Raw genomic sequence first — 12,658 nt, 5'->3', positions numbered from 1 at the left:
AGTTCCTACGCTTCCTTTGCAGCGCGGCTGCCCACCGGCCGTTTCCCTGAAACCAGGCCCGGAAAACGGATGCCGATCAGAAAAGGCTTGTTTCAGCCGACTTCGATCCTGTTCGATCGAGTCTGAGGGGTGCCGGGGTGGGTAGGCGCCGCTCGAACGGCCCGTGCCGGGCGCCGGTGACCCTTTACCACCTGCGGCGCGGCCGGGGGCGCACATTGCCATAAAGGGGCGTGCGGTGCCGGACGTGCCGACTACATTTCGAGGAGACGTCGGGCCCAGGCTGGACAGGCACGGGTGTGGAGGACAAGCCGGGGGGTGAGGGAGCCGCATGGCCGAAAACGACGTAGCGCCCCGCTGGGACCGGAAGATGCAGCAACGGCTCGCCCGCGGGGAGGCGGCCGCGCTCGGCGAGCTCTACGACCGCTTCGCCTCCCTCGTGCACGGCCTCGCCCACCGCGTCCTCGGCGACGAACGTGCCGCCGACGGCATCACCCGGGACGTCTTCGCCCACGTCTGGGAGCACCCGGACGCCTACGACCCCCGGCAGGGCCCGCTGCGCACCTGGGTCGCCACGCTGACCCACCGCCTCGCCGTCCAGCGGCTGCGCGCCACGCAGACCGCCGCCCTCGCCCACGGCGGCCCCGGCAGCACCGAGGAGCTGGAGCGCACCGTGCGCCAGGCCGCGGTCGCCGCCCGCGCCGACTACATCGTCCAGGCCATGCCCGCCCCGCTGCGCGCCGCCCTGGAACAGGCCTACTTCCAGCGCCGCGACTACCGTCAGACCGCCGCCGACCTGGGCGTCACCGACGACGAGGCCCGCCGCCGGCTGCGTCTGGGCCTGCAGCTGCTGTCCACCGCCCACGACACCGAGGCGCCGGGGGCGCCGCCCGGATACGGGGGTGCGGCATGAGCGGGCCCGGCGTCTCGCAGCACCACGGCACCGCACCGGGGCCGGCCGTACCGGCGGACCCGTCCGCCCGCGCACCCCTCGTCCTGGAGCACCCCGTGCTCAAGTCGCTGCTGGGCGCCTGGGCACTGGCCGCCTGCTCGGCGGAGGAGGCCGCGGCCGTCGAGGACCACCTCGGCGGCTGCGGGCCGTGCGCGGACGAGGCGCGGCGTTTGCGCGAGGCCGTCGGCCTGCTCCAGCGCCCCGAGAGCCTCGACCTCGACCCGGGCCTGCGCACCCGCGTCCTGGAGTCCTGCCTGGAGCGCCGCCCGCCGCGCGTCCCGGTGCCGGAGTGGGCCGCCCCCTACGACGCCGAGACCGCGCGCCTGGACGCCCTGCTGCAGGACTTCGGGGACGCCGAGTGGCACGCGCCCGTACGGCTGCGCTGGTACGAGGCCGACCGGGCCACGACCCGCCGCACCACCGTGGCCGGGGTCATCGCCCACCTGCTGTCCGTCGACGGGCTGGTGGCGGTCGCGCTCGGCCTCGGCGACCCGCTCGGCAAGGCCGGGGCCGGCTCCCCCACCCCGGCGGCCCGTACCGAGGCGTACTGGCGTGCCGCGCACTACCCGCCCACCCGCTCGGTGCGGGCGCCCTGGCGGGAGCAGAGCCACGCCCTCGTACGGACGGCGTCCTTCACCGGCGACGGCCCGGGCGGGCTGCCGGTCTCCTACGGCGCCTTCGAACTGCCGCTGCACGACGCCATGCTGGACCGGGCCTTCGAGTGCTGGGTGCACGCGGAGGACATCGCCGAGGCCGTGGACTACCCGTACGACACGCCCTCCGGGTGCCATCTGCACCGCATGGTCGACCTCGCGGCCCGCATGCTGCCGCGGGTGCTGGCCGCCCGCCGCCGCGCCGGACTCGCCGCGCCCGCCGCCCACCGGCACCTCGTCACGGCCGGCGAGCCGGGCCGCAGCCTGCGGCTGGAGATCGAGGGCTCGGGCGGCGGCCAGTGGCTCATCCCGCTGGACTCCCCCGGGGCGCGGGGCTCCGCCGAGCACGAGGTGGCCCACATCGCGCTCGACGGCCCCGAGTTCTGCCGTCTGGCCGCGGGCCACCTGTCCCCGCAGGAGGCCGCCGCCGGCCAGGACGGGGACCGGGAGGCGATCAGGGAGGTGCTGCTGGCGGCGGCGTCCCTGAGCAGGATGTGACGGCCGGCCGCGCCGCGTCGGCACTCCCTACGCGAACACCACCGTCCGCCGCCCGTTCAGCAGGATCCGCCGCTCGGCGTGCCACTTCACGGCCCGGGCCAGCGCCTGGCACTCCACGTCCCGCCCGATCGCGACCAGCCCCTCGGGCGTCACGTCGTGCCCGACCCGCTCGACCTCCTGCTCGATGATCGGGCCCTCGTCGAGATCGGCGGTCACGTAGTGCGCGGTGGCGCCGATCAGCTTCACACCCCGGGCGTGCGCCTGGTGGTACGGCTTGGCGCCCTTGAAGCTCGGCAGGAAGGAGTGGTGGATGTTGATGATCCGCCCGGAGAGCTGCTTGCACAGGTCGTCGGAGAGGACCTGCATGTAGCGGGCGAGGACGACGAGCTCGACGTTCTCCTCGCGCACGATCTTCAGCAGCCGTGCCTCGGCCTCCGGCTTGGTGTCCTTCGTCACCGGGATGTGGTGGAAGGGGATGTTGTACGACGCCACCAGCTCGGCGAAGTCGGTGTGGTTGGACACCACGGCGGCGATCTCGACCGGCAGGGCCCCGATGCGGGCCCGGAACAGCAGGTCGTTCAGGCAGTGCCCGAACTTGCTGACCATGATGACGATGCGCATCTTCTCGTCGGCCCGGTTGAGCTGCCAGTCCATCTGGAAGGAGTCACCGATCGCCGCGAAGCTGGCCCGCAGCTTGTCCACGGTCACCGGCGCCTCCGCCGAGAAGTGGACGCGCATGAAGAACAGTCCCGTGTCGTGGTCCCCGAACTGCTGGCTGTCCTCGATGTTGCAGCCGGTCATGAACAGGTAGCTCGACACGGCGTGCACGATGCCCTTCTTGTCCGGGCAGGAGAGGGTGAGGACGTACTGGTCGGCCGGGGCGGCGGCTCGGGTGGACTGCTCGTTCATGCAGGACAGGGTCCCACATTCCCGTCCCCCACCACCCGCCCGTCCGCTCCCCGGACCACCTCTCGTCAGGCGGAACGGGTGAGGATGCGCAGGACCTCCAGGGAGCGCGGTGGGGCGTCCGGGTCCTCGCCGTCGCTGGTGGCGAGGCGGACGTGGGCGTCGCGGGCCGCCTGGACCGCCTCCGGCCAGGCGGGGTGGTCGAGGTAGGCGTGGACCGGGGCGTCCGGCCCCACCTGGTGCATGATCCGCAGCACGCGCAGCACCGCGCTGTCGACGAGCGCCGCCTCCTGCGAGTCGCGGAAGATCGTGCCGACGTACTTCTCGGCGGACCAGTGGTCCAGCCAGGTGTCCTCCACCAGCCGGTACACCGCGTCGGTCACATCGCCGTAGCCCTCCACGCCGGCCAGCCAGACGTCCCGCTGGAAGGCGGGATCGGAGAGCATGTGCAGCGCGGACCGCACATTGCTGCGCCACCGCCACCACGGCATGTCGTTCACAGGCATGCCGCCCATGGTGGTGTAGCGACGGCCGCGACGGGAAGAGTTCTCCGAACCTTGCACGGTCATCGATCGTACGTTCCCCTCCTCGAAGGCTTCACGAGCCCTCGCAATTCACCTCCGGGTCACCATTTGTTGACCGAAGGTCACACACGGGTTATCCATGTGACGGAATCGTGCGTGCCCATGACCGGTAGGCGTCGCACCCCCCGCACCTTCCACCCCGGCCGTTTCCCCCGTCGTCTCCGATCCGCCGCCCTGGCCGCCGGCGCGCTGGTGGCGTGTGTGTCACTCGCCGCCGGCTGCGGGGTCGTCCCCGGTACCACGGGGGGTTCCGGGGACGACCCGATCACCGTCATGACCTGGGCCCCGGAGGGCACCAAGGCCACCAACAAGCCAGGCATGCCCGCCTTCGCCCGCGCCTACGCCCGCTGGATCAACGCCAACGGCGGGATCAACGGCCGTAAGCTCAACGTCCTGACCTGCAACGATCACAACGACGGCGTCGAGGCCGCCAAGTGCGCCCGGCGCGCCGTCAAGGAGAACGCCGTCGCGGTCGTCGGATCCTACAGCCAGTACACCGACACCTTCTTCCCTCCGCTGGAGGCCGCGGGCATCGCGTACATCGGCGGCTACGGCATCACCAACGACGAGTTCACCAGCCCGCTGTCGTACCCCGTCAACGGCGGCCAGCCCGCCCTGCTGGCCGGCCTCGGCAGCGCGCTCGCCCGCAGCTGCGGCCCGGTCACCCTGGTCAGGCCCGACACCATCGCCGGCGACCAGCTGCCCACGCTGCTCGACGCCGGCCTGACGGAGGGCGGGCACCCGGCGTCGCACGACCAGCGGGCGGCGGAGGACGCCACCGAGTACGACGGCCAGGCGCAGCGGGCGCTCGAGTCGGCGACCGCCGACGCGGCGAGGAGGGGCTGCGTGGTGCCGGCGCTCGGCGACCGCACCGGCACCTTCATGGACTTCTTCCGCAGGGCCCGCGCGGACTACCCCGACGTGCGCACCGCCACCGTGCTCGGCAGCGTCGACCAGACGACGATCGACGCGACCGGCGGGGCCGCGGGACCGTACGAGGACTCGTACATCACCGGCTGGTACCCGGTGGCGAGCGACCCGCGGTGGGACGGGATGAAGAAGGTGATCCGGCGGGAGGCCTTCGGCGACAACCGCATCGACCCGGCGGACGCCGGGGTGCAGACCACCTACATCGCCTACACCGTCTTCCGGCAGGCCGTCGAGTCGCTCGGCGGCGGCGAGGTGAGCGCCGACACGGTCCGGCGGGCCCTCGACGGCGGTCTGCAGGTCACCACGGGCGGGCTGACGCCGACGCTGCGCTGGAGGTTCCAGGACAAGCTGGCCTCCGTCGGCTTCCCGCGCCTGGTCAACGCCAACGTGACACTCCAGGTCGTCCGGCAGGGGCGGCTGGTCGCGGTGCGCAAGGGCTTCGTGGACACGACCGGGACGCTGAGGGACGCGCAGGTGATCTGAGCCGCCGGGCGGGCGGGCCCGGGAACGCTCCCGGGCCCGCGGCCGCTCACAGCTGGGTCGGCTGCCGCTCGGTCAGGCCGTACTTCCGCGCGATCGCGTTCCACAGCTGCGCGGCCCTGGCCTTCTGCGCGCTCGCGGTGCCGCTGGCCCGGTTGCCCGCCTGCGCCTCGGGCGTGATGCGGGCCTGGCCCTTCTTGCAGCCCTTCTTGCCGCCGACCTGGCCGGCCCACGCCGCGTAGTGGTTGTCGGCGGAGGCGGAGGCCTGCCACGCCTTGGTGAGGGCGCTGGTCAGGGCGGCGTGATCGGGCAGCCGGTCCACCGTCAGGCCGGACAGCCGGGTCACCAGCTCGTTGCGCTGCTTGGCCGCGTCGCGCAGGTCGCCGGCCGCCTGGGCAAGGTTCCGGCAGGCCTTCACGTCGGCGACCGCGCTGATCACGCTGGTCCGGCTGGCGCCGCTGTCGGCCAGCAGCTTGTCCAGCTCGACCGCCTGCTGCCGGACCGGGTCGGCACTCGGCGAGGCGGAGCCGCTCGGCGCGGGCGAGGCCGCGGAGACGGGCTGGTTGCCGCCCTTGTCGCCGCCGCCCCCGCCGCTGCCGAGCAGCGCCCCGGCACCGACGCCGAGGACGGCGATGCCGATGCCGACGGCCGCGATGACCGGCACTCGGGAACCGGAACGGCCGCCCCGGCCGCCCCGCCCCCCGCCGTCACCGTCGCCGGGCGGGGCGTAGGAGGGCTGGGGCGCCCCGTACGCGGGCTGCGGCTGCTGCACCCGGGGCATCTGCTGGGTGGCGCCGGCCGGGCCGTCGCCGCCCGGCTCGCTGCGGAAGAGGTTCTCGAACCCGGCGGGCGGCTGCCGGTGCCCGTCGGTCACCGGCGCGATGTACTGCGTGGCCTCGGCGTCCGGGTTCCCGGCGGGCGGCAGGGGCCCGGCGCCGTCGCGCGGCACCCGCCCCAGGTACCGCGTCGCCTCGGAGTCCGTCTCGGCGGGCGACTCGGGCGGCAGCGCACCGGCCCGCACCGGGGGTATGTACTGCGTCGCCCCCTCGTCCGCGGGAGCCGCGGGCACGGGCGGCAGGTACTGGGTGGCCGCCTGGTCCGCGGCCGGCCCGCCCGGGACGGGCGGCAGGTACTGGGTGGCCCCCTCATCGGCGGCGGGCGGCAGCGGCCCGGCCCCGCCCTGGGCAGACCCGTAGGCCTGACCGCCATAACCCGCGCCGGGCTGCCCTGTGGGCGCGCTCCCGCCCTGCGCGGACCCGTACCCCTGACCGCCGTAGCCCGAGGCGGGCCCCGGGTCGCCGGCGCTGCCGCCCTGGGGGCCGTACGCGTGCAGGGAGTACGACGGCTGCCCGCCGTGGGCCGGGGGCTGGGCGTCCTCGGGAGGCAGCGGGCCGGGGCCCGGCCGGTCCTGCGTGGCCCACGGGGCGGAATCCTGCGCGCCCCACTGCTGCTGGGGCGGCGGGGACTGCCAGCCCTGGCCCTGCTGCTGGCCCTGCTGCTGGTGCTGGTCGGGGCCCCACGGCCCGCCCCAGGTCTGGCCGCCGGGCGGCGAGGCCGGGGCCTGGCCGCCCGGCCGGGAGCCCGCGCCGTGACCGCCGGGCGGGGCGGCCGGGCCGCCCGTCATGCCCGGCAGCAGGGGCTCGCCACCGTCGGAGGGCAGCACGATGCCTTCGCGCGCGGGGCGCGCCGAGGGCTCCTCGCCCTGTCCACTCTGCGTCACCGGGACTCCTACTAATGGGGGACCTTGTGAATCGTCGGCTCACGCTACCGGGTCCCCTCAGCCCGGTGCCACGCCGCACAGGGCCTGACCTCCCGCCCTGTGAGCGCCGTAACAGACGGGCCCCCGCACGTCCGCGCCCTCACCTCCTCCGCGTCAACCCGGCGTTCCCCGCCCGTTCACCGTCAGGCCGCCGCCTGAAGGTCCAGCCGCGCCCCGAACTCCCGCACCACCGGCTCCTCCCGGTACGGCTCCAGCCGCTGCTGGAAGTCCTCCAGGTACTCCGCTCCCCGGTTGGAGCGCAGCCCCTCGAGCAGTTCCACGGCCTTCATGCCCGTACTGCACGCCTGCTCGATCTCGCGCTGCTGCACCTGCGCGGTGGCCAGCAGCACATAGCCGATGGCCCGCCGCCGCGCCCGCTTCTCCGGGTGCCCGGCAAGCGACTCCCGCGCGTAGCGCGCCGCCGCCTCGGCATGCCCCAGGTCCCGGTGGCAGTGCGCCAGTTCGTCCGCCAGGTACGCCTCGTCGAAGTGCGCGATCCACGCCGGGTCGTCCCCGGAGTCCGGGTCGGCCGCCTCCAGGGCGCTCACCGCGCGCCCGGCCGCCGCCTGCGCGGCGCGCGCGTCGCCCAGCAGGGCGTGCCCGCGCGCCTCGGCAGCGTGGAACATCGCCTCCGCGCGGGGGGTGACGTGCCCGCGCGCCCCTTCCTGCGCCGCGCGCGCCAACTGGGCGATCTCCCGCGGGTTGCCGAGCTGCGCGGCCAGGTGGCTCATGGAGGCCGCCAGTACGTACCCGCCGTACCCCCGGTCCCCGGCCGCCTGGGCCAGCCGCAGCGCCTGGATGTAGTACCGCTGCGCCAGCCCCGGCTGCCCGGTGTCGACGGCCATGTACCCGGCCAGCTCCGTCAACCGCGCGACCGCGCCGAACAGTTCGCGCCCCACGCTCTCGCGGTACGAGCCGGCCAGCAGCCCGGAGACCACGCTGTTCAGGTAGTGCACGACCACCGGCCGCACATGTCCGCTGCCGTACTGGTGGTCGAGCTCCACCAGCGCCTGCGTCATGTCCCGTACTGCCGCCACGTCGGACGGGCCCACGCGCGCCCCGGCCGAACGGGCCACCGAGGCGTCCGGCGCGGAGATCAGCCAGTCCCGGCTCGGCTCGACCAGCGCCGACGCGGCGACGGAGGAGCCGGACAGGAAGTCCCGGCGGCCCACGTCGCTGCGCCACAGCTCGCACACCTGCTCGATGGCGCCGAGGACGGTCGGGGAGAACTGCAACCCCACCCCCGAGGCGAGGTTCTTGCCGTTGGCCATGCCGATCTCGTCGATCGTGACCGTCCGGCCCAGTTTCCGGCCGAGCGCCTCGGCGATGATCGCCGGAGCCCGCCCCCTCGGCTGCTGACCGCGCAGCCAGCGCGCCACCGACGTCTTGTCGTAGCGCAGGTCGAGACCGTGCTCGGCGCCGCACATGTTGACCCGGCGGGCGAGCCCGGCGTTGGAACATCCGGCTTCCTGGATGAGCGCCTGCAGCCGTTCGTTCGGCTGCCGCGCGACGAGAGGCCTGGCGGCCATGGCACTACCCCCTGTGGCTGTGGTGCCTGCCCACGCACCGAGTTGACGTGTCTTCCCGGCCGGTCCCAGGGAAGGGACCCGGCCGGGAAGATCAATGCCCCGTCGACATGCCGACAATGCGAGGCATGTGAAGATTGCCGGGGAAAGACTGGGTCGATCCCCCTCGTGGTTACCCCGCTCCGGTCGTCGACCCTCCCGCGCGCCCCCGCACATGCACCCATGCGCCCCGGACCCCGGATCGGTGCTCCTCCCCCGCGCATTCGCCTGGGCGTAACCCCTGGTGACGGCTAGAGTTGTGTTCATCGTGGAAGAGACGATCGCCGGCACCGAAGCCGCTCAAGTCCCGAAGCAGCGCGGGGAATCGCTGCTGGAGACCGCCGTCCGCTACGCCGAGGAACGGCACTGGGACGTGTTCCCCGGCACCTGGCTGGAAGCCGTCGACGGCACGCCGCGCTGCTCCTGCGGTGACGCCGCGTGCCCGCTGCCCGGCGCCCACCCGGCCCGCCCGGACTGGGAGACCCAGGCCACGGGCAGCGCCACCGTCGCCCGCCGCATGTGGCAGAAGACGCCGACGGCGTCGATCCTGCTGCCCACCGGCCGTACATTCGACGCCATCTCGGTGCCGGAGACGGCCGGGTTCCTGGCGCTGGCGCGGATGGAGCGGATGGAACTGACGCTCGGCCCGGTGACGTTGACGCCGGATCGGCGCATGCAGTTCTTCGTGCTGCCCGGAGCGTCGGTGAAGGTGCCGGATCTGGTGCGCAGGCTGGGCTGGTCGCTGTCGTCCCTGGATCTGACCGTGCTGGGCGAGGGAGCGTACGTGGCGGCGCCGCCCACCAGGTTCGGCTCGCGCGGGGCGGTGCAGTGGGCCTGCCGGCCCACGCCCGCGAACCGGTGGCTGCCGGACGCGGAGGAGCTGATCTCGCCGTTGGCCTACGCCTGCGGCAGGGATCGCTGAGGGCGCCTGCTCTCCTGCCTGGTGTCCGTCCGTCCCCCGGGCCCCTTCCGGTTCGCTGTCCCACCGTAGGGTTCTGCTTGACGGAGGGAGATGCGGTGGGCGTCAGTGCCGTACGGGTGCGGGATCTGTGGAAACGGTTCGGGCAGCAGGTCGCTGTCGCCGGGATCGATCTGGAGTTGCCCGCAGGGAAGTTCATCGGGCTCGTCGGACCGAACGGGGCCGGGAAGACCACCACCCTGTCTATGGTGACCGGGCTGCTGCGGCCCGACCAGGGCAGTGTCGAGATCGTCGGGCACGACGTGTGGCGGGACCCGGTCGAGGTGAAGGCGCGGATCGGCGTGCTGCCGGAGGGCCTGCGGCTGTTCGAACGCCTCTCGGGGCGTGAACTGCTGGCCTACTCGGGCCGGTTGCGCGGACTGCCCGGGGCCGAGGTCGACAAGCGGGCCACGCAGCTGCTCGAGGTGCTCGACCTGGCCGGGGCACAGCACAAGCTCGTCGTCGACTACTCGACCGGCATGCGCAAGAAGATCGGGCTCGCGGCCGCTCTCCTCCACAACCCCGAAGTGCTCTTCCTCGACGAGCCGTTCGAGGGCGTCGACCCGGTCTCCGCGCAGACCATCCGGGGCGTCCTGGAGCGGTACACCGCGTCGGGCGCCACGGTCGTGTTCTCTTCCCACGTCATGGAGCTCGTCGAGTCGCTGTGCGACTGGGTGGCGGTGATGGCGGCCGGCCGGATCCGCGCCCACGGACCGCTCGCCGAGGTGCGCGGTGACGCGCCCTCGCTGCAGCGCGCGTTCCTCGAACTGGTGGGCGCCCAGGGCCGGGACACCGGTACGGACCTGGACTGGCTGGGCGGCGGGAACCGGTGAGCGCGCCCCCTCTCACCCCGGTCGTCGTCCGGCTGAAGCTGTCGCTGCTGCGCAACGGGCTGCGCCAGTCCGGCGGGCGGCGCGCCGCGTACATCGCCTCCGCCGTCGCCGCGCTGCTGTTCGCCGCGCTCCAGCTGCTCGGCCTGATCGCGTTGCGCGGCACCGCGCACGCCGAGGCCCTGGTCGTGCTGCTGGTGGCGGTGCTGGGGCTGGGCTGGGCGGTGATGCCGCTGTTCTTCCCCAGCGGCGACGAGACACTCGACCCGACCCGGCTGGTGATGCTGCCGCTGCGGCCCGGGCCGCTGGTGCGGGCCCTGCTGGTGGCCTCGCTGGTGGGCATCGGGCCGCTGTTCACGCTGTGCCTGCTGACCGGCTCGGTGATCGCGGTCGCGCACGGCGGGGCCGCGTACGCCGTCGGTGTCCTCGCCGTCGCCCTGGGGCTGCTGGTGTGCGTGGCCTTCGCGCGGGCCGTGGCCGCCGCCAACGTACGGCTGCTGACCAGCCGCAAGGGACGCGACCTGGCCGTGCTCAGCGGGCTGGTCATCGCCGTCGGCGCGCAGGTCGTCAACTTCGGGGCGCAGCGGCTGGGTTCGTCCGGGCTCGCGCAGCTCGACCCGGCGGCCGACGTGCTCCAGTGGGTGCCGCCCGCGTCGGCGCTCGGCGCGGTGCACGCGGTGAGCGAGGGCTCGTACGGCGTCGCCGCGGCCCAACTCGCCCTCACGGGTGCCGCGTTGGCAGCGCTGGTGGGGGTGTGGTCGCGGCATCTGACGCGGCTGATGACGGCGCCCGACGGCTCCACGCTGCCCGCCGCCGAGTCGGCCGCACGGGAGCGGACCTCCACCGGACTGTCCCGGCTGCTGCCGCAGGGCCGTACCGGCACGGTCATGGAGCGCAGTCTGCGGTACGTGTGGCGCGACCCCAAGACCAAGGCGGCCTGGGTGACGTCGCTGGCCATCGGGCTGATCGTGCCGGTGTTCAACGCCTGGCAGGGCACCGGGTCGGTGTACTTCGCGTGCTTCGCGGCCGGGATGCTCGGCATCCAGATGTACAACCAGTTCGGGCAGGACACCTCCGCCTTCTGGATCGTCGCGATGACGATCTCCTCGGCCCGGGACGCGTACGTCGAACTGCGCGCGCGGGCGCTGGCCCTGCTGGTGATCACGCTGCCGTACGCCACCCTCGTGACCGTGCTCACGACGGCCATGCTCGGTGACTGGCCGCGGCTGCCGGAGGCCCTGGGCCTGTCGTACGCCCTGCTCGGCGCGATGCTGGCGACCGGTGCCTGGACCTCGGCCCGCTTCCCGTACTCCATCCCGCAGGAGGGGCACAAGAACGTCGCTCCCGGGCAGGCGGGCCTCGCCTGGATCTCGATCTTCGGCGGGATGATCGCGGCCGCGCTGCTGTGCGCGCCCGTCATCGCCCTGGCGATCTGGGTGAACGTCAGCCCGGCCGGCGAGGCGTGGAGCCTGCTGCTGCTGCCGGTGGGCGCGGGGTACGGGGCCGGGCTGACGGCCCTCGGCCTGCGGCTGGCCGCCCCGCGGACGGCACGGCGGCTGCCGGAGATCCTGGCGGCGGTCAGCAAGGGCTGAGGGCTCCTCGCAGCCCGTCAGCCGTCCCTGCTCAGCCGTCCCCGCTCAGCCGTCCCTGAGGGCGTCCAGGAACGGTTCGATCGCGGCGCGCCAGCCCTCCGGCTGGTCGTAGTGCACGAGGTGGCCCGCGTCGGCGACCTCCGCGTACTGGCCCTGGGGCAGGACGCGGACCATCTCCTGGGCCTCGGCGCGGCCGAGTTCGCCGTCCAGGCCGCGCACGACCAGCGCCGGGCACCGCACCTGGGCGAGCTCCTCCCAGTGCGCGTCGTACACCCACGTCTCGCGGGAGCGGAGCATCTGCTCCGGCTCGAAGACGGGGCGCCAGCCGTCCGGGGACTCGGCCATCACCTCGGCGTAGAACGCGCCGCGGGCCGGGTTCGGGCGCTCCACCCAGGGGTCGTCCTCGCCGAACCACTTGCGGACGTCGGCGAGCGTGGCGAACGGCAGGGGCCAGGACTGGAACCACTGCGCCCACTCGCGCTGCGAGGCCGCGCCGAGCGCGGAGGCCCGCATGTCGCAGATGATCAGGCCGCGGACCAGGTCGGGGCGTTTGGCGGCGAGCTGCCAGGCCGTCAGGGCGCCCATCGCGTGGCCGACCAGGACGGCCGGGGCGAGCGCCAGCTGTTCGAGGGCCGCCTCGGCGTCCTCGACGTACGCGTCACGGGTGTAGGAGCCCTCCGGGGGCTTCTCGCTCTGGCCGTGGCCGCGCTGGTCGAGGGCGACGGCGCGGTAGCGCCCGGAGAGCCAGCGGGCGGTGGACGCCCAGTGCGAGGCGCGGCCCATCAGGCCGTGCAGTAACAGCACGCCCGGGGGGCGTGCGCCGGGTTCCCGGTCCGGCGGGTCCGCGGCCGGGTCGGTCTTCGGCGGGTCGCCGAACTCCCAGGCGGCCAGACGTACGCCGCCCACCCCGGTCACGTCGATGCGTCGCACCATCGGTCCTGGCACCCCCCAAGC

At 74.0% G+C, this 12,658-nt stretch carries 11 protein-coding genes; 6 read left to right on the top strand and 5 right to left on the bottom strand.

Annotated features, from left to right (window positions below; translation table 11 throughout):
- Positions 1-328: 328 nt before the first annotated feature.
- Both AB0K80_RS03550 and AB0K80_RS03545 read left to right on the top strand, forming a co-directional pair.
- Positions 329-910 carry a sigma-70 family RNA polymerase sigma factor gene (locus tag AB0K80_RS03550; protein WP_365665388.1) on the top strand — a complete coding sequence of 194 codons (582 nt, stop codon included), beginning with the start codon at positions 329-331 and terminating at the stop codon, positions 908-910.
- Positions 907-2,100: a maleylpyruvate isomerase N-terminal domain-containing protein gene (locus AB0K80_RS03545; protein WP_365665386.1), complete on the top strand. Its 1,194-nt coding sequence runs from the start codon at positions 907-909 to the stop codon at positions 2,098-2,100. The genes AB0K80_RS03550 and AB0K80_RS03545 overlap by 4 nt, the downstream gene beginning before the upstream one ends.
- A gap of 27 nt (positions 2,101-2,127) precedes the next feature.
- Here AB0K80_RS03545 and purU read toward each other — a convergent pair whose 3' ends face one another.
- Together purU and AB0K80_RS03535 are read right to left on the bottom strand one after the other, a co-directional pair.
- The gene (purU, locus tag AB0K80_RS03540) at positions 2,128-3,009 is read right to left on the bottom strand and encodes a formyltetrahydrofolate deformylase (protein ID WP_365665384.1); all 882 of its coding nucleotides are present in this window, start codon (positions 3,007-3,009) and stop codon (positions 2,128-2,130) included.
- A 65-nt stretch (positions 3,010-3,074) separates the two neighbouring features.
- Positions 3,075-3,575: a hypothetical protein gene (locus AB0K80_RS03535; protein WP_365665382.1), complete on the bottom strand. Its 501-nt coding sequence runs from the start codon at positions 3,573-3,575 to the stop codon at positions 3,075-3,077.
- A gap of 117 nt (positions 3,576-3,692) precedes the next feature.
- Here AB0K80_RS03535 and AB0K80_RS03530 point away from each other — a divergent pair, with 117 nt between their 5' ends.
- Positions 3,693-5,003 carry an ABC transporter substrate-binding protein gene (locus AB0K80_RS03530; protein WP_365665380.1) on the top strand — a complete coding sequence of 437 codons (1,311 nt, stop codon included), beginning with the start codon at positions 3,693-3,695 and terminating at the stop codon, positions 5,001-5,003.
- 46 nt (positions 5,004-5,049) lie between these two features.
- Here the strand turns inward: AB0K80_RS03530 and AB0K80_RS03525 are convergent, their stop codons facing one another.
- Both AB0K80_RS03525 and AB0K80_RS03520 read right to left on the bottom strand, forming a co-directional pair.
- On the bottom strand, positions 5,050-6,720 hold the full coding sequence (locus tag AB0K80_RS03525) for a hypothetical protein (RefSeq protein ID WP_365665378.1): 1,671 nt from the start codon (positions 6,718-6,720) through the stop codon (positions 5,050-5,052).
- A gap of 182 nt (positions 6,721-6,902) precedes the next feature.
- Positions 6,903-8,288 (bottom strand): transcriptional regulator, encoded by a 1,386-nt coding sequence (locus AB0K80_RS03520; RefSeq protein WP_365665376.1) that lies wholly within the window; start codon positions 8,286-8,288, stop codon positions 6,903-6,905.
- 295 nt (positions 8,289-8,583) lie between these two features.
- Here AB0K80_RS03520 and AB0K80_RS03515 point away from each other — a divergent pair, with 295 nt between their 5' ends.
- The 3 genes from AB0K80_RS03515 (at position 8,584) to AB0K80_RS03505 (ending at position 11,704) form a co-directional block, all read left to right on the top strand.
- Complete coding sequence (locus tag AB0K80_RS03515; RefSeq protein WP_365665374.1) at positions 8,584-9,246, top strand: bifunctional DNA primase/polymerase; 663 nt, start codon at positions 8,584-8,586, stop codon at positions 9,244-9,246.
- A gap of 77 nt (positions 9,247-9,323) precedes the next feature.
- Positions 9,324-10,115, top strand: coding sequence for an ABC transporter ATP-binding protein (locus AB0K80_RS03510; protein ID WP_365665372.1), 792 nt, complete (start codon positions 9,324-9,326; stop codon positions 10,113-10,115).
- Positions 10,112-11,704, top strand: coding sequence for a transporter (locus AB0K80_RS03505; protein WP_365665370.1), 1,593 nt, complete (start codon positions 10,112-10,114; stop codon positions 11,702-11,704). Before AB0K80_RS03510 ends, AB0K80_RS03505 begins: the two co-directional genes overlap by 4 nt.
- A 45-nt stretch (positions 11,705-11,749) precedes the next feature.
- Here AB0K80_RS03505 and AB0K80_RS03500 read toward each other — a convergent pair whose 3' ends face one another.
- Positions 11,750-12,637, bottom strand: coding sequence for an alpha/beta hydrolase (locus tag AB0K80_RS03500; RefSeq protein ID WP_365665368.1), 888 nt, complete (start codon positions 12,635-12,637; stop codon positions 11,750-11,752).
- Positions 12,638-12,658 lie beyond the last annotated feature (21 nt).

The organism is Streptomyces sp. NPDC052682 (assembly GCF_040678435.1).
In the GTDB taxonomy this organism is placed as follows: domain Bacteria; phylum Actinomycetota; class Actinomycetes; order Streptomycetales; family Streptomycetaceae; genus Streptomyces.
The sequence above is the reverse complement of the archived record's forward strand: the minus strand, read 5'-3'. Positions and strand labels throughout refer to the sequence as shown.

Coding starts and splice junctions, on each gene's coding strand:
- AB0K80_RS03550 (WP_365665388.1), top strand. CDS start 329: ATGGCCGAAAACGACGTAGCGCCCCGCTGGGACCGGAAGATGCAGCAA.
- AB0K80_RS03545 (WP_365665386.1), top strand. CDS start 907: ATGAGCGGGCCCGGCGTCTCGCAGCACCACGGCACCGCACCGGGGCCG.
- purU (WP_365665384.1), bottom strand. CDS start 3,009: ATGAACGAGCAGTCCACCCGAGCCGCCGCCCCGGCCGACCAGTACGTC.
- AB0K80_RS03535 (WP_365665382.1), bottom strand. CDS start 3,575: ATGACCGTGCAAGGTTCGGAGAACTCTTCCCGTCGCGGCCGTCGCTAC.
- AB0K80_RS03530 (WP_365665380.1), top strand. CDS start 3,693: ATGACCGGTAGGCGTCGCACCCCCCGCACCTTCCACCCCGGCCGTTTC.
- AB0K80_RS03520 (WP_365665376.1), bottom strand. CDS start 8,288: ATGGCCGCCAGGCCTCTCGTCGCGCGGCAGCCGAACGAACGGCTGCAG.
- AB0K80_RS03500 (WP_365665368.1), bottom strand. CDS start 12,637: ATGGTGCGACGCATCGACGTGACCGGGGTGGGCGGCGTACGTCTGGCC.